This is a genomic window from Mycolicibacter sp. MU0102, from assembly GCF_963378105.1.
Lineage (GTDB): Bacteria > Actinomycetota > Actinomycetes > Mycobacteriales > Mycobacteriaceae > Mycobacterium > Mycobacterium holstebronense.
The window spans coordinates 1572457-1587429 of sequence record NZ_OY726398.1 but is presented as its reverse complement, the minus strand read 5'-3'; the positions used below and the strand labels follow the sequence as shown (position 1 = coordinate 1587429).

At 67.2% G+C, this 14973-nt stretch carries 15 protein-coding genes; 2 read left to right on the top strand and 13 right to left on the bottom strand.

All coding sequences use genetic code 11. The features are described from left to right. Positions 1-10: 10 nt before the first annotated feature. The 5 genes from RCP37_RS07430 to nadD are packed head-to-tail and all read right to left on the bottom strand — an operon-like array spanning position 11 to position 3319. Positions 11-853, bottom strand: a complete 843-nt coding sequence (locus tag RCP37_RS07430) for a DegV family protein (RefSeq protein ID WP_308486273.1) — start codon at positions 851-853, stop codon at positions 11-13. Positions 854-860: 7 nt separating this feature from the next. After that, positions 861-1610, bottom strand: coding sequence for a diglucosylglycerate octanoyltransferase (gene octT, locus RCP37_RS07425; protein ID WP_308486272.1), 750 nt, complete (start codon positions 1608-1610; stop codon positions 861-863). Then, complete coding sequence (gene gpgP, locus RCP37_RS07420; RefSeq protein WP_308486271.1) at positions 1600-2295, bottom strand: glucosyl-3-phosphoglycerate phosphatase; 696 nt, start codon at positions 2293-2295, stop codon at positions 1600-1602. The genes octT and gpgP overlap by 11 nt, the downstream gene beginning before the upstream one ends. After that, positions 2292-2696, bottom strand: a complete 405-nt coding sequence (gene rsfS, locus RCP37_RS07415) for a ribosome silencing factor (RefSeq protein ID WP_308486270.1) — start codon at positions 2694-2696, stop codon at positions 2292-2294. The genes gpgP and rsfS overlap by 4 nt, the downstream gene beginning before the upstream one ends. Further along, positions 2693-3319 carry a nicotinate-nucleotide adenylyltransferase gene (gene nadD / locus RCP37_RS07410; RefSeq protein ID WP_373693163.1) on the bottom strand — a complete coding sequence of 209 codons (627 nt, stop codon included), beginning with the start codon at positions 3317-3319 and terminating at the stop codon, positions 2693-2695. The genes rsfS and nadD overlap by 4 nt, the downstream gene beginning before the upstream one ends. 164 nt (positions 3320-3483) lie before the next feature. Between nadD and RCP37_RS07405 the strand changes: the two genes are divergently transcribed. Continuing rightward, positions 3484-4536 carry a class I SAM-dependent DNA methyltransferase gene (locus RCP37_RS07405; protein ID WP_373693119.1) on the top strand — a complete coding sequence of 351 codons (1053 nt, stop codon included), beginning with the start codon at positions 3484-3486 and terminating at the stop codon, positions 4534-4536. A 14-nt stretch (positions 4537-4550) separates the two neighbouring features. On the opposite strand, the gene RCP37_RS07400 is transcribed toward RCP37_RS07405, so the two are convergent. The 6 genes from RCP37_RS07400 to RCP37_RS07375 are packed head-to-tail and all read right to left on the bottom strand — an operon-like array spanning position 4551 to position 12913. Further along, positions 4551-5603: an NAD-dependent epimerase/dehydratase family protein gene (locus RCP37_RS07400; RefSeq protein ID WP_308486268.1), complete on the bottom strand. Its 1053-nt coding sequence runs from the start codon at positions 5601-5603 to the stop codon at positions 4551-4553. Between the two features lie 59 nt (positions 5604-5662). Next, on the bottom strand, positions 5663-7105 hold the full coding sequence (locus tag RCP37_RS07395; protein WP_308486979.1) for a vWA domain-containing protein: 1443 nt from the start codon (positions 7103-7105) through the stop codon (positions 5663-5665). A 7-nt stretch (positions 7106-7112) separates the two neighbouring features. Next, positions 7113-8012: an AAA family ATPase gene (locus tag RCP37_RS07390; protein WP_308486267.1), complete on the bottom strand. Its 900-nt coding sequence runs from the start codon at positions 8010-8012 to the stop codon at positions 7113-7115. Between the two features lie 15 nt (positions 8013-8027). Beyond that, positions 8028-9281: a glutamate-5-semialdehyde dehydrogenase gene (locus RCP37_RS07385; RefSeq protein WP_308486266.1), complete on the bottom strand. Its 1254-nt coding sequence runs from the start codon at positions 9279-9281 to the stop codon at positions 8028-8030. A 60-nt stretch (positions 9282-9341) separates the two neighbouring features. Further along, positions 9342-10709 (bottom strand): mechanosensitive ion channel domain-containing protein, encoded by a 1368-nt coding sequence (locus RCP37_RS07380; protein WP_308486265.1) that lies wholly within the window; start codon positions 10707-10709, stop codon positions 9342-9344. Further along, on the bottom strand, positions 10706-12913 hold the full coding sequence (locus tag RCP37_RS07375; RefSeq protein ID WP_373693162.1) for an adenylate/guanylate cyclase domain-containing protein: 2208 nt from the start codon (positions 12911-12913) through the stop codon (positions 10706-10708). The genes RCP37_RS07380 and RCP37_RS07375 overlap by 4 nt, the downstream gene beginning before the upstream one ends. 52 nt (positions 12914-12965) lie before the next feature. Between RCP37_RS07375 and RCP37_RS07370 the strand changes: the two genes are divergently transcribed. Further along, positions 12966-13826 (top strand): ribokinase, encoded by an 861-nt coding sequence (locus tag RCP37_RS07370; RefSeq protein WP_308486263.1) that lies wholly within the window; start codon positions 12966-12968, stop codon positions 13824-13826. On the opposite strand, the gene RCP37_RS07365 is transcribed toward RCP37_RS07370, so the two are convergent. Both RCP37_RS07365 and RCP37_RS07360 read right to left on the bottom strand, forming a co-directional pair. Beyond that, complete coding sequence (locus tag RCP37_RS07365) at positions 13810-14205, bottom strand: tautomerase family protein (RefSeq protein WP_308486262.1); 396 nt, start codon at positions 14203-14205, stop codon at positions 13810-13812. The genes RCP37_RS07370 and RCP37_RS07365 overlap by 17 nt on opposite strands. Before the next feature lie 21 nt (positions 14206-14226). Then, positions 14227-14970 carry a class I SAM-dependent methyltransferase gene (locus RCP37_RS07360; protein WP_308486261.1) on the bottom strand — a complete coding sequence of 248 codons (744 nt, stop codon included), beginning with the start codon at positions 14968-14970 and terminating at the stop codon, positions 14227-14229. Between the last annotated feature and the right edge of the window lie 3 nt (positions 14971-14973).

Sequence of the window (14973 nt, the reverse complement as noted above, 5' to 3'; positions counted from 1 at the left end):
GTTGACGAGCTCAGCCCCCACCCGGGTCGACATCGACGCACACCGCGACCGCGCCGGCCCCCACATGCAGGGCCAACGTCGGGCACAGGCTGGTGATCACCGCGGGTTCACAGACCGGCAACCGCTCCGCAAGAGCGCCGGCCACCTCTTGGGCCCCCTGTGGATTGGCCACGTGATGCACCGCCAGCGCCGCTGAGCGATCTCCGACCACATCACAGACCCGGTCGATCATCGACGCCACAGCCTTGCTGACGGTGCGGATGCGTTGGGCCAGAACGAGCTTTCCCTCCTCCACCGCCAGCAGCGGCTTCAGCGACAACGCGGTGCCCAGCCAGGCCGCCGCGCTGCCGATCCGGCCGCTGCGCCGCAGATTGTCCAGCCGCTGCACCACCATGTAGGCGTGAGCACGTTGCACGGCGGCGTCCGCCGCGGCCGCAACGCCTTGCAAGTCGGCGCCACCGGCGGCCGCTCGTGCCGCGGCCAAGACCGCGAACCCGGTGCCCATCGCCGCCGACTTCGAGTCGATCACCCGCACGCCGGGCCCGATCTGACCGGCTACCTGTTCGGCGGTGCCGAACGTCCCGGACAGCGCCGAGGAGATGTGCACCGCCACCACCCCAGCGCCCGCGCTGTAGTCAAGCGCATTCCGGTAGACCTCAGCCAGTTCCTCCGGGCCCGCCCCGGAGGTGGTGACGCGCTCGCGCGCATAGATGTCCGCGGGCACGTCGTCGACGCCGTCGCGCAGATCGGCTCCCTCGAGCAGGATGTGCAGCGGTACCGTGCGAATCCCCCAGCGGTCACGCGCCTCAAGCGGCAGGCACGCCGACGAATCCGTGATGACGACAACGCTCATCGTGCGGTCACCCCAACGGGCCGGGGACGCCGGCCTCACTCAGGGCCTTAAGCATCAGGTCGGCGACCGCCCGGTGCGCTTCGAAGTTCCAATGGATGCCGTCGGGGTTTGCCCGCCCGCTCATAACCTCATCGCCCACCGCGGCCTTCAGGTCCACCAGGGGAACATCGTGTTCCCGCGACCAGGCGGTGATGGCGCGCACCGTGGGTTCCCGGCCCTGGTGAGCGCGGCCGTAGGTGTCGGCGATGTGCACCGACGGCAGTGAAGCCACAATGGGAATACCTGGTCGGTTGAAATCGATTGCGCCCCTGGTCATCTCAAGATATTCCACGGTGAGATGCGGCGGTAGGGCCGCCCGCGCCACCGGCGAGAACCGGGGCTGCAGCCAGCCGTAGCCGTCTCGGACCCAACGCCGCAACCAGGCCGGCCGCACATAACGGATCAATTCACGCAAGGCCGTCGGCCACACCGAGGGCAGTGAGTCCATCCCACTGGTGGCGAAGACGACCGCACCGGCCCGCGGCAATGCCGCCCACGCCCGCGGGTCCTGGGTGGACGCCCACCAGACGTCTCGGCTGGTCCAGCCGATCCGACCGATCAGTTCGACATCCCAGTCCAGCTCGCTGGCAACGATGTTCGGCCAGATCCGTGGATCATCGGCAGGCAGCCCGCCGGTGGGCCCGTAGTAGGACAGCGAGTCAGCGAAGACCAGCAGCGTGGGACGGGCTTGCGCGGGCGTCCGCGATTCAGAGGACATCGCTCGCCACCTGTGCTGAGGCGTTCCAGACGTCGAGACGCCACCGCACACCGGCGAAGTCGTCCTGGTCTGAATCCGCGTTGGAATCCGGACCGTCAGAGTATCCGCTGAGCTGGGTCCAGCTGGCGTTGGCCATCCCACCCAGCACCGGCCAGTTCTCCACCGGCAGCCGCAGCAAGGCCGCGGTCAGAGCGGCGATCAGGCCGCCGTGAGCGACCAGCACCACCGGCTGATCCGCGTGATCGGCTCGGCCCCAGTCCGGCTCCCCGGCCACCAGCTCGCGCACCAACGGAACGCTGCGCTCGGCCACGTCGATGCGGCTCTCCCCGCCGTGCGGTGCCCATCGGGCGTCGTCCCGCCAAGCCAACCGGGCGCCCGGTGCGGCGGCGTCGACCTCTTCGTGGGTCAGCCCCTGCCAGTCACCCAGGTGGGTTTCCCGCAGTCGGGTGTCCACCCGGACCTGCAACCCGTTGTGCTCGGCCAGCACGGTGGCGGTGTCGTAGGCTCGCCACAGATCCGAGGAAACGATCAGCAGCGGATGCCGTTTGCGCAGTACCTCCGCCGCCGCCTCCGCCTGCGCCCGGCCCAGGTCGCTCAGAACGGTGTCCAGCTGGCCCTGCATCCGACTGCCGGCGTTGAACTCGGTCTGGCCGTGTCGCAGCAGGATCAGCCGGCGGACCCTCACGAGGCATCCTCGGGCGCCGACTCACCGGCTGAGTCTTCTGAGTCTTCTAATTCCACCGGCACCAGCGGGCAGTCCTTCCACAGCCGGTCCAGCGCGTAGAAGTCCCGCTCGTCCTGGTGCTGGATGTGCACCACGATGTCGACGTAGTCCAGCAGGGTCCAGCGCCCCTCCCGAGTGCCCTCGCGGCGCGCCGGCTTGTAGCCGGCCAGGCGCATCTTGTCCTCGACCTCGTCGACGATGGCGTTGACCTGGCGCTCGTTGGAGGCCGAGGCGATGACAAAGCAGTCGGTGATGACCAGCTGCGCTGAGACGTCGATGACGACGACGTCGTCGGCCAGCTTGTTCGAGGCGGCGCCGGCCGCCACGGTGGCCATCCGCACGGCCTCGGGTGTCGCGGTCATTGTTGGTCTCCGGGGGTCGGTTGATAAAGGTGGCGCTTGGACACGTACTGCACCACCCCGTCTGGTACCAGGTACCAGATCGGGCGGGATTCTGCCGCGCGCCGGCGGCAATCGGTGGACGAGATCGCCAGCGCCGGCACTTCGACCAGCGTCAAGGCATGTGGTGGCAGGGAGCCGAGCGCATCAGCGAGATGGTCGCCGTTGAGCTCGTAGCCGGGCCGGCTCACCCCCACAAACCGCGCCATCTCGAACATCTCCGGCCAATCCTGCCAGGACAGAATGGTGGCCAGCGCGTCTGCACCGGTGATGAAGTAGAGCTCGGCGTCGGGGTTCTGTTCTTGCAGGTCGCGCAGGGTGTCTTTGGTGAAGGTGGGGCCGCCGCGATCGATGTCGGCGCGGCTCACCGAGAATCGCGGGTTCGACGCGGTGGCGATCACCGTCATCAGGTAACGGTCCTCTGCGGCGGTGACGCGGCGTTCCTTGAGCCAGGGCTGGCCCGTCGGCACGAAAACCACCTCATCGAGGTCGAACAGATCGGCCACCTCGCTGGCGGCGACCAGGTGGCCGTGATGGATGGGATCGAACGTCCCACCCATGACTCCCAGCCGCCGTTTTCGCACGATAGGCCAGCTTACTTGGGGTCCTCGTCGGCGTGAGCGCACTGGTGGCAGCGCCCGCTCGTGACCGAGTCGGCCGACGCGCCGTGCGGGTTTCCGCTTCGGCGTACGCTCACCGAAGGACGCAACCCCCCGTTGCTGCCCCGAAGCCAATGCCAATCGTGTAGAAGATGTCTGTGGAAGATTTTCCGGTGAGCTCACTCGCTCGCACCCAGACGGCCAAAGACGCCATGGTCAGGCGTTTTTACACCCGTGCCCAGACCAGCGGCGAAATCAGGCTTCCGGCCGTGCCGAGCATGCTCGACGAATACGTCACGATGTGTTCTGCCGTGTTCGCGGGCCTGGGCAAGCCCTTCAGCGACGACGAACTCGACCGCCTCCGGGAAGTACTGCAGGGCCAACTGGCTGAGGCCTACTCGCACTCGCTGCGCTCGCACATCATCATCTCCTACAACGCCCCGATCGGGCCCACCCTGGACTACACGGTCCGTGCCCAGTGGAACAGCGTCGCGGACGCGTACGCCGCCTGGCTGGACACGCGGAAGCCACCGCTGTTCGGCACCGAACCCGACGCACGGGTCTGGCACCTGGCCTGCGAGGCCGACGATCCGGCCGCCCATCCGGTGCTCGAAATCGGTGGGGGCACGGGGCGTAACGCTCTGGCGCTGGCGCGTCGCGGACATCCGGTCGACGTCGTCGAGATGACCCCGAAGTTCGCCGAGATGCTCACGACCGACGCAGCGGCGGAATCGTTGGACGTGCGCGTCATTGTGCGGGACGTGTTCGAAGACGCCGATGACCTGCGCGACGACTACCAGATGATGGTGCTTTCCGAGGTGTTGACCGATTTCCGGTCCACGGCGGAGCTACGCAGCCTGTTCGAGCTCGCCGCGCGCTGCCTGGCTCCCGGCGGGCGGCTGGTGTTCAACAGCTTCCTGGCGCACGACGGTTACGAGCCCGACAGTGCTGCCCGGGAGTTCTGCCAGCAGGTGTACTCGGGTCTGTACACCCGCAACGAAATGGCGGAGGCGTCGGCGGGCCTGCCGCTGCAGCTGCTCTCCGATGAGTCCGTCCATGACTACGAGAAGGCGCACCTGCCCGAGGGCGGCTGGCCACCCACCAGCTGGTACATCGAATGGATCAGCGGGCAGGACGCGTTCCGCACCACGCGGGAGGACAGCCCGATGGAGTTGCGCTGGTTGATCTACCAGCGGACGCACTGAGAGCCCGCGAGCGGCTAGCGCCGGGCCACGCCGTCGTCGATCATCTGCTGGAAGTGCTCCACAACGGAGTCGGCAACCGGCCGGAAATCGATGGCGAGTTCCGTACGCGCGCGCGAACCGTCCAGGCATAGCGGCCAGTCGATATTGCGCTCGACGAACGGGCGAGTCAGTCCCGCCACCGGCGCAACGAGCTTCACCATGAACTTGGGCAGCTCGCGGGTCGGGAAAGACAGCCGGGAACCGAAGTGCCGCCGCAACATTCGGCTGAGTTCGAGCATGCTGACGACTTCGGAGTTCACCACGTAGCGGCCTTGCGCCCCGGGGGTGTAGCCGGCGGTGATGTGCGCGCGGGCTACGTCACGCACATCGACGCAGCCCATCTGTAGCGCGGGTGCACCCAACGCCATCGACATGTCGATGAAGTGCTGCATGGTGTCCATGCTTCCCGACGCGCTGGCCGTGGTCAGCGACGGTCCCAGCACCAGCGAGGGGTGAATGGTGACCAGGTCCCAGCGCTTTTGGGACTGCTGGATCTGCCAGGCCGCCCGCTCGGCGACCGTCTTGGAGTAGGGGTAGGGCTGGTGCTCGGGTGTGCTGGTGGTGTTCCAGTCCGCCTCGGTGAAGCAGGTCTTGCCCTTCATGTCCGCATTGTCGCCGTAGATGGCCGCCACACTGCTGGTCAGCACTACCCGAGCTACCGAAGGAGTCTGGTCGACGGCGGACAACACGTTGCGCGTGCCTTCGAGCGCGGGCCGTACCAGTTGCCGGTCGGCGTCTCCGATGGTGCCGAGCAGGAACGGCGAAGCGGTGTGGATGACCAGTTGGCAGCCCTGCATCGCCTCGGAGAAACTGCCCGGTTCGAGCAGATCGGCGCGGTGCAGGCTCAGCTGCCCCGGGTGCCGTGCGGCAAGCGCGTGCAGGTGTTCCAGGCCGTGGGCCTTCTCGGGATCGCGGACCGTAGCCCGCACGCTGTGACCGTCCTCGAGCAGGTAGCGCACGATCCAGCTGGCGATGTAGCCGCTGCCGCCGGTAACCAACACCGGTGCGCTGGGATCGATGGTCGTCATCTGTCACCCTTTCTGATCGTTGTCCGGGTATGCCGGCAGGGCGCGAACTGGACGCGGGGCTAGACAGGCAGCAGGGCGTCTATGACTCCGGCCAGTTGCTTGGCCGAGCGGCATTCGTGCATGGGGATCACGTCGGCATACCGCGGCACCGCGGAATCGCCACTGCCCCAGAGATGTTGGGGCTCGGGGTTGAGCCAGTGCGCGTGCCGGCTGGCGGTCACCAGGTGCGACAGCACCTCCACCCCGGGGTTTCGGTAATTGGTGCGACCGTCGCCGAGCACCAGCAGCGCGCTGCGGGGCGACACCACGTTCGGATAGTTCTCGGCGAACGAGACGAACGCATTGCCGTAGTCGGAATGACCGTCGCGGGTGTAGACCCCGGACTCCCGGGTGATCCGCTGGATCGCCACGGCCAGGTCGGCCTCCGGGCCGAACAGGTGCGTCACCTCGTCGGTGGTGTCGATGAACGCGAAGACACGAACTCTCGAAAACTGCTGCCGCAGAGCATGAACCAGCAGCAGGGTGAAATGACTGAACCCGGCGACCGAGCCCGAGACATCGCACAGCACCACCAGCTCAGGCCGCGCGGGCCGCGGCTTGCGCAGCACTACGTCGATCGGCACCCCACCGGTGGACATCGACTTACGCAGGGTCTTGCGCAGGTCGATGGTGCCGGCACGGGAGCGTCGCCGTCGCGCGGCCAGCCTGGTCGCCATGGTGCGGGCCAGCGGCGCAACCACCCGGCGCATCTGGCGCAACTGTTCGCCGGACGCACGCAGGAACTCGACGTTCTCGCTCAGCTGCGGGATGCCGTACATCTGGACGTGTTCGCGCCCCAACTGCTCGGCGGTGCGCCGCTTGGTCTCGGCGTCGACGAGCTTGCGCAGTGCCGCAATCCGCTGCGCCGCCATCGCCTTGGCGATCTGCTCCTGGGTGGGACTGGGCTCGTCGCCGTAAGGCGCTAGCAGCCCGGCCAGCAGTTTGCCTTCCAACTCGTCGAGCGCCAGGGCTTTGAGCGCCTGGTAGGCCGAGTAAGACGGGCCCCGGCTGGAGCGGTATTGCCCGTAGGCGCCGACGATCGCGGCGATCATCCCCGACAATCGGGGGTCGGTGTCGGCGAGGTCGGGATTCGCGGTCAGCAGATCGACCAGCATTGCCCGCATGTCCTCGGCGTCCTCCGGCAGCGGCACAGAGTCCGGATCAGCCTCCTCGCCCTCAACCACCACGGTGCGCCCGCCCAGCGCGGCGGGGAACCACAGATCGAACATGGCGTCGTAGGTGTCGCGGTGGTCGGGCCGGCGCAGCACCGCACAGGCCAACCCTTCCCGCAGCACTTCCCGGTCGTCGAGTCCGATCGCGGTCAGCACCCGCCCGGCATCGACGGTCTCTGAGGGACCCACCGAAATGCCCTGCCCGCGCAGCGCTTCCACGAACCCCACCAGATGCCCCGGAATTCCATGCGGGGCAAGGGGTTGCGACGGGCGGGTGCGACGAACCATCAGAAGACCATCAGTTCAGTCGCAGCTCTCCGGATGCCCGCACCTGATCGGATTGGTGCTTGAGCACCACCCCCAGGGTGGCAGCGACGGTGGCATCGTCGATGGTGTCCATGCCCAGGGCCAAGATGGTGCGGCCCCAGTCGATGGTCTCGGCCACCGACGGAAGCTTCTTGAGCTGCATGCCGCGCAGCACCGCGATGATGCGCACCAGCTCGGCGGCCAGGTGCTCGGGCAACTCGGGTACCCGCGACAGCAGAATGCGCCGTTCGAGGTCCGGGTCGGGGAAGTCGATGTGTAGGAACAGGCAGCGGCGCTTGAGTGCCTCGGACAGTTCCCTGGTGGCGTTGGAGGTCAACACCGTGAACGGGGTGCGCGTGGCGGTGATCGTGCCCAGTTCCGGGACGGTGACCGCGAAGTCGGAGAGCACCTCCAACAGCAGACCCTCGATCTCGATGTCGGCCTTGTCGGTCTCGTCGATCAGCAGCACCGTCGGGTCGGTGCGCCGGATCGCGGTCAGCAGCGGACGCGTCAGCAGGAACTCCTCGGAGAACACGTCCATCTTGGTGGCGTCCCAGTCACCGCCGTTGGATCCCGACTGGATGCGCAAGATCTGCTTGGCGTGGTTCCACTCGTACAGCGCCCGGGCCTCGTCGACGCCCTCGTAGCACTGCAACCGCACCAGCCCGGAACCGGTGGCCGCGGCCACCGCGCGGGCCAGTTCGGTCTTACCGACCCCGGCCGGTCCCTCCACCAGCAGGGGTTTGCCCAGTCGGTCAGCCAGGAACACCGCCGTGGTGGTGGCGGTGTCGGCCAGGTAGCCCGTCTCGGCCAGCCGCCGGGCGACGTCGTCGATGTCGGAGAACAGCGGCGCTTGGCGGGCCGGGGTGGCGGGAACGGCGGGTTTTTCCATACGGGCTAGGGCTCCTTAGACGGGACGGGTGTGGCCGTCACCCCACACGATCCATTTGGTCGACGTCAGCTCCGGCAGCCCCATCGGGCCCCGGGCGTGCAGCTTCTGGGTGGAGATGCCGATCTCGGCGCCAAAACCGAACTGCTCGCCATCGGTGAAGGCCGTGGAGGCGTTGACCATCACCGCCGCGGCGTCGACCTGCTCGCTGAATCGCTGGGCAGCCGCCATGTTGGTGGTGACGATGGCCTCGGTGTGGCCGGTGCCGTATTCGTTGATGTGGTCGATCGCGTCCTCGAGCCCATCGACCACCGACAGCGCGATGTCCATCGCCAGGTATTCGCGACGCAGGTGGTCCTCGGCAGCGGCGTCGTCAGCATCGCCGTGCACCGCGACTCCGGCCGCGGTCAACGCGTCCACCAGCCGAGGCACTGCGGAGGCCGCGATGGCCTTGTCGATCAGCACGGTCTCGGCGGCGTTGCAGACGCTGGGCCGACGGGTCTTGGAGTTCAGCAGGACCTGCTCGGCAATGTCGAGGTCGGCGGCCTCATGGACGTAGACGTGGCAGTTGCCGACGCCGGTCTCGATGGTGGGCACCAGCGCGTCGCGCACCACGGCTTCGATCAGCCCGGCCCCGCCGCGCGGGATCACCACGTCGACCAGTCCGCGGGCCTGGATCAGATGGGTGACGGTGGCACGATCGACAGACGACAGCAGCTGCACCGCGTCGGCGGGCAGGTCCTCGCCCTCCAAGGCGCCGCGCAGCACGTCGACCAGGGCCTGGTTGGAGTGGGCCGCCGACGAACTGCCGCGCAGCAGCGCGGCGTTGCCGGACTTCAGCGTCAACCCGAATGCGTCCACGGTGACGTTGGGCCGGCCCTCGTAGACCATGCCCACCACGCCGAGTGGGACGCGTTGCTGACGCAACAGCAGTCCGTTGGGCAGGGTGTAGCCACGCAGTACCTCGCCGACCGGGTCGGGCAGGCCGGCGACCTGCCGCAGTCCGGCGGCGATCCCGTCAACCCGAGACTTGGTCAGCGCCAGCCGGTCCAAGATGGCCTCGGGCGTGCCGGCGTCACGGGCAGCGGCGACGTCGCGGTCATTAGCGGCCAGGATGTCGTCGGCGTGGGCCAGCAGCGCGTCGGCTGCGGCGTTCAGCGCACTGTTCTTGGCCGCGGTGGACAGCGCCGTCAGGGAACGCGAAGCGACCCTCGCGCGGCGGGCGGCGTCGTGGACCTCTTGACGCAGGTCGGGAAGCACGGGGACGCTCATCGTGCCAGAGTATCGGCGAACGCCCGATCAGGTAAAACGGCCCCGCTGTGCTGCGCCTCGCTATGCCGACGCCGCGGGACGCCGCTGATCGATGATGCGGCCCAGTTCCTGCAGCAACAACGGCTTGGTCATCACCAGTTCTTCGATGTTCTCGCGGTCGATGACCACCGCGGTCACTTCCTCCACGGCGTACGCGTCGAACAGACTGGGTTGCCGGGTCAGCGTGGTGACGCCGAGAAACGCACCGTGCCGCAGCGTGGCGTCGGGCCAGGCCGGGTCCGCACTGGTGAGCCGGACACTGCCCTCGGTCAGAAATGTCATCGCGGTCGGCACCTGGCCGGCCCGTTGCAGGGCCTCGTCCCTGCCGTAACGGACCAGCGAGGCGTACGGCTCTAGGGCCCGCTGGTCGTCCTCGGTCAACCGAAGCGCGGGTGCCACTACCGACCGCAGCGCCTCGGCCACTCGTTCCGGTGTCGAGAACACGTCCTCGGCTTCGTCCAGATGCAGTCCTGCCCGCCGGGCGGCATACCAAAGCCACCGCAGGAAGGTGGTCTGCGCCGCACCGTCGTCGGCCGGCGAGCCCAGCGCAACCGTGGTGCGGTACTGGCCACCACCGAGCGCCGCCGAAATCGGCGCCTCGCCGGTGGTTCGCATCGGCAGGGCGGTCGCAACCCGCGACAACAACGCGCACACCTGGTCTGGCGGATCCACGACGGCGAAGGTGGTCGTGATCGATACCCGGTGTGCACCGCCGGATCGACTGATGTTGGTGAACGAGGTTCCGGCCAGGACCGAGTTCGGCGTGACCTGCAGCCCATCAGCGGTGCTGATGTGCACCGCCCGCCAGTTCACTTCAACAACCCGGCCGCGCGCGGCAGGGGTGGAAAGCCAGTCACCGATCCGAAATGGCTGCTCGAACAGCATGAACAGGCCCGAGACGATCTGGCCGACCGAATTCTGCAACATCAGGCCGATGACCACCGACGTGACACCCAGTGCGGTGAACAGGCCGCCGATTCTGGCACCCCAGACATGGGACAGGATCAGCGCCAGACCCACACCGATCAGCAGGAATCGTGCGACATCGACGAAGATGGTCGGTATCCGGCTGCGCCAGGAGCCTTTTGGAGCGCTCTGGAAAAAGGTGACGTTGAGCCCGGACAGCAGCACCACCAGCACCACGAAGCCGAACGCGGTGTAGATGATCCGCAGCGTCGGATCGTGTCCCGGTACGCCAGCGACCTGCGCCAGCAACACCATCAATGCGCCCAGCGGCAACAGGTAATTGCGCGCCAGGGCCACCGGTCGGGCGAGATGGCTGCCTCTGCGCGCCAGCGCCACATGCGCTTCGGTGAGCAATACCAAGCCCACCGGGAGGCCGATCGCGACACCGACCGCCCAGTACAACCACGCCCCGAAGACGTTCACGGTGCCTCAGAAAATGTCGAAGCCAATCGCCAGGCCTGCTCCTCGGCATCACCAATCGTGAGGGTGCCGGCCAGCGAGAACTCCGCGGTGCCGTCCAGCATGTCGCGCACTCTGGCGGTGACGTAGATGCCGGATTCCGGTGTGACCCTGCGCAACTGATAGGCCAAGTTGACAGCAGAGCCCCACAGGTCATAGGTGACCCCGGATCGACCGACCAGACCGCTGACGACTTCGCCGGTGTTGACCCCGGCCCACAAGCTCAGCCGGTAACCGGTTTTGACGTCGAACCGATCAACGATGCGCTGCATCTCACACGCGAATTCGACGATACGGTGCACCCCGTCGAGCCTCGGGGTGGTCAAGCCACAACCCGCGAGATAGCCGTTGTACATGGTGCGAATTCGTTCGACCCCAACGGCTTCGGCCGCCGCGTCGAACTGTCTGACCAGATCGTCGACGGTTGTCACCAATTCGCTCGCGGAGAGCTCGGAGGACAGCTGGTCGATCCCATGCAGTTCGGCGTAGACGACGCTGACGTTGTGATGCTCTTCCGCGATGGCCTGCTCGCCGCCGCGATAACGCCGTACCACCGACTCCGGCATCAGCGACAGCAAAAGCTCATCGTTCTGTTTGCGCTGCTGATCGAGCAGCTCCTCCTTCGTGCGGAGGCTATAGCTCATGTCGTTGAATGCCTTGGTCAGTTCGCCGATCTCATCAGCGGTCCGGGCCGGGACCGCGGCGCTGTAGTCGCCTGCGCTGATCCGCTGGGCTGCGCCCTGCAGCCTGCGGATCGGCTGCAGGAAGAGTCGCGCGAGCAGCATGGCCAGAACGCAGATGGCGAAGATGACACCGGTGGTGGCCAGCACCACCCGCTTGCTGAAGGAAGTGACCGCGGCGTAGGCGTCGGAGTAGTCCCTGGTTGCCAGAATCGACCACTGCAGGTCCGAGTTGGGCACGGTCAGCGGTGCGTACGCGGTCAGTTCGCGGTTGCCCAGATAGGCATACCCGTTGGTCAGCGTGCCGGTCTGGCCACGCTGCGCGGCCTCTAGTCCCGGTCCGCCGACCGGCTGTACCAAAGTAGTGGTTCCCAGCCTCAGTGCGCGTTCCACCGTCGCCTCCGAGGTCCCCGCCGCCACCGCCTCCCGGCGATACCGCTGCGGATCCTCCAGGAACAGTCGCGAATCGGAGCGCATCAGGTGGTCCGGACCGGCCAGGTAGGTCTCGGTGGTGTCGCTGAGCCCGGCGGCCTCCCACTCACGGTCGGCGGTCATGATCCGATTGACTTTGGCGCTGGGCAGCGGCAAGGCCAACACGCCCTCGACCGCGCCCTTGGTGCCGACCGGAGACACCAGCCAGGCGGTGGGTGTGTCCAAGTTGGGTTGGTACGGCTGGTAATCGGTGATCCACACAAAATTGATCGCGTTGGCCGCCAACGCCTTGCGATAGGCGTCCCGCAGACCGGATTCGCGGTAGGGACCGGTGAGCACGTTGGTACCCAGGTCCACGCCCTTGTTGACCGAATAGACCACATTGCCTCGGGTGTCCAGAAGCAACGCATCCTGGTATTCGTTGAGTTGGACGATTTCCGCGAAAACGTTGTTGAACTGATCATTTGCGGCCGCCCAGGCACTGCCTTCACCGGAGTCGTCGGATTTTTTCGGGTCCGCGACAAAGCCTGCGGTGTAGCGGGCCTGCAGGTAACGCTGCGCGTTCGCCGTGGGCAGCAACGCGGCGATGTCCGGCTGCTCGCCGGTCCGTTTTCCCAGCGCCTTGGTGAAGTGGTCCTGGTAATAAGCCTCTATCGCCCCCTGCTGTTGGGGCGTGATTGCAACAGTTGCGAGCTCATCGAATCCAGCCGTAAATGACTTGAGTGCGGTAGCTGCGGTCACGCCCCCACTGAAAACGACTATGGAGTTGGTCAGCTCGGCGAACAAGCCAGTGACCGCACGGCGCTGCGCCTCCCGGGCCTGCACCAACTTGCTGGTGGCAGCGTGCTGCAATTCCTGTGCGCCATACTGAAACTCGACGAATCCAACCACTGCGACCGAGGCGACGCTGGTGATCAGCAGGATGAACATCAGCTTGGTCTGAATGCTGAGCCGAGACAGCAACCGCCAGTGCCGGCGCTCACCGCTCGCCGTGTCCACTGTCGACGCTGCCGAGTCCACCCGGCCGCTCCCTTCCCCGATTACCGGATGGTTCATCACCCTAGGGGATGCACGACATTCCGCGGTCGTGAATGCGAAGCTGGACTGCATGGCGACGCGAGTGTGCGTGGTGGGCAGCGTGAACACCGATGCCGTCTTTGCTGTGGCCGCGCTTCCGGCTCCGGGCGAGACGGTGCTGGCCACGGCGCGAAGCACCCACCCCGGCGGGAAGGGCGCCAACCAGGCGGTGGCCGCGGCACGGGCGGGGGCGCAGGTGCAGTTCGTGGGCGCGGTCGGTGACGACGATGCCGGGCTGCTGCTGCGCCGGCACCTGCAGAGCAACGGCGTCGGAACCGACGGCCTGATGACGACGCCCGGGCCCAGTGGCTCGGCGGTCATCACCGTGGACCCGTCCGGGGAGAACACCATCGTGGTGGCCCCCGGCGTCAACGGCGTCTGGACGCTGAATTCCGGCCAACGCGACCTGATCGCCGACTGCGACGTGCTGCTGATGCAGCTGGAGATTCCGATCCCGGTGGCCACCGCGGCGGCCGGGCTGGCCCACGCGAGCGGGCGGACGGTGATCCTCAACGTGTCCCCGCCGGCCACGGACGTGGCGGGGCTCATCGACCTGGTTGACGTCGCTGTGGTCAACGAATCCGAATCCGCGCGGTTTCACCACGAGGTGGCGCACCGGGTGGTCACCCTCGGCGCGCGCGGGGCGCGCTACACCGGGGCCGACGGCACCGCCCAGGTGCCCGCACCGGTGGTCGATGCCATCGACTCCTCGGGCGCGGGCGATGTCTTCGCCGGAGTGCTGGCGGCCGAATGGCCGGGCGGCATCGCGCACGCATTGCGGCGCGCCTGCGTGGCAGGGGCGTTGGCCACGCTGGTGGCCGGTGCCGGGGACTGCGCCCCGAGCGCCGAGGCGATCAGCACAGCGTCGGATGCGTTCAGACTCCGACGTTGAAACCCAGGTCGACGTCGGATGCGGCCTGCCCGCCCCGGATGCCCCAGTTGTCCCGATCCACCTCATGCAGGGTGATCATCACGTGGTCGGCGGGAATGCCCAGCCCGACAAGGTTTTCGACGATCCCGGCATAAAGCAGGCGCTTGGCCTCAAGTGACCGGCCAGAGAAGCAGTCTATCGAGATCAGGGTGCGGAATTCGGGCTTCGCGAGCTGCGCTGGAACCGCAAACCGATGCGGCTCGTGCACGACCAGCCGCACGTTCTTGTCCTTGGCCGGGATCTGGAAAGCGGTCACGAGCGCACCGTGGACGGCATCGATGATCGCGACTTCCTCGGCCGGCTCGTAATGGCGGCGGACTTCGATCAGGACGGTGGGCATGATTCACACCCTGCCAGACGATCAGTCCCGTTTGGCCCGCACCCACTGGATGGTGCCGAAGTTCTTGACCCGCACGCCGGTGAGACCTTGGAGTTCAAGGGTGTCGGCGATCTCGTCGTCGTCAAACACCCGCGCACCGGCCTTGGGCAGCACCTGCCATAACCGCGAGGCTGATCCGGCGGTGGGCACCATCAGTGCGATGCGCCCGCCGGGCTTGAGCACCCGCGCCATCTCGCTCAGTGCGGCCACCGGATCGGGGATCAGCTGCAGGACAGCGATCGAGACGACAGCATCAACGCATCTGTCGCGCAGCGGGAGTTGCTGGGCGTCAGCGCGCAGGAAGCCGGTCTGGGCGCCGGCCTGCACCCGTACCGCCCGGGCCAGCATCGGTTCTGAGATATCGACGCCCAACGCCAAGCCATCGGGGCCGACGGCCTGGGCCAGTGAGGTGGTGATGCTGCCCGGCCCACAGCCGACGTCCAGCGCCACCCCGCCCGCCGGGATCTCCAGCCAGTCGATCGGGTGCTGCCAGGCCTCGAGCAGTCGGCGGGCCACCGATTGGGCATTGTCGTAGAACATCGACCCGAACGTTGAGGCCCACAGCCGCTGGATGGCGCCGGTGTTTTGCTGCGCGGACCGCTCCCCTGCCCCGTCGAGCAGGTCGAGATAACCGCGGCTCACCTGCGGATCGGAGGGCGGATCGCTGAGCAGGGTCATGGCCCGCTGCAACGCCGGCGACAACGGAAACCTTCGAATGTCGGCCATCCT

What these genes read in the sequence shown, in the direction of transcription:
- RCP37_RS07360 (WP_308486261.1), bottom strand. Translation starts at nt 14,970, where the DNA reads ATGGCCGACATTCGAAGGTTTCCGTTGTCGCCGGCGTTGCAGCGGGCC.
- RCP37_RS07365 (WP_308486262.1), bottom strand. Translation starts at nt 14,205, where the DNA reads ATGCCCACCGTCCTGATCGAAGTCCGCCGCCATTACGAGCCGGCCGAG.
- RCP37_RS07370 (WP_308486263.1), top strand. Translation starts at nt 12,966, where the DNA reads ATGGCGACGCGAGTGTGCGTGGTGGGCAGCGTGAACACCGATGCCGTC.
- RCP37_RS07405 (WP_373693119.1), top strand. Translation starts at nt 3,484, where the DNA reads ATGTCTGTGGAAGATTTTCCGGTGAGCTCACTCGCTCGCACCCAGACG.
- RCP37_RS07385 (WP_308486266.1), bottom strand. Translation starts at nt 9,281, where the DNA reads ATGAGCGTCCCCGTGCTTCCCGACCTGCGTCAAGAGGTCCACGACGCC.
- RCP37_RS07390 (WP_308486267.1), bottom strand. Translation starts at nt 8,012, where the DNA reads ATGGAAAAACCCGCCGTTCCCGCCACCCCGGCCCGCCAAGCGCCGCTG.
- RCP37_RS07400 (WP_308486268.1), bottom strand. Translation starts at nt 5,603, where the DNA reads ATGACGACCATCGATCCCAGCGCACCGGTGTTGGTTACCGGCGGCAGC.
- rsfS (WP_308486270.1), bottom strand. Translation starts at nt 2,696, where the DNA reads ATGACCGCGACACCCGAGGCCGTGCGGATGGCCACCGTGGCGGCCGGC.
- octT (WP_308486272.1), bottom strand. Translation starts at nt 1,610, where the DNA reads ATGTCCTCTGAATCGCGGACGCCCGCGCAAGCCCGTCCCACGCTGCTG.
- RCP37_RS07375 (WP_373693162.1), bottom strand. Translation starts at nt 12,913, where the DNA reads ATGAACCATCCGGTAATCGGGGAAGGGAGCGGCCGGGTGGACTCGGCA.
- RCP37_RS07430 (WP_308486273.1), bottom strand. Translation starts at nt 853, where the DNA reads ATGAGCGTTGTCGTCATCACGGATTCGTCGGCGTGCCTGCCGCTTGAG.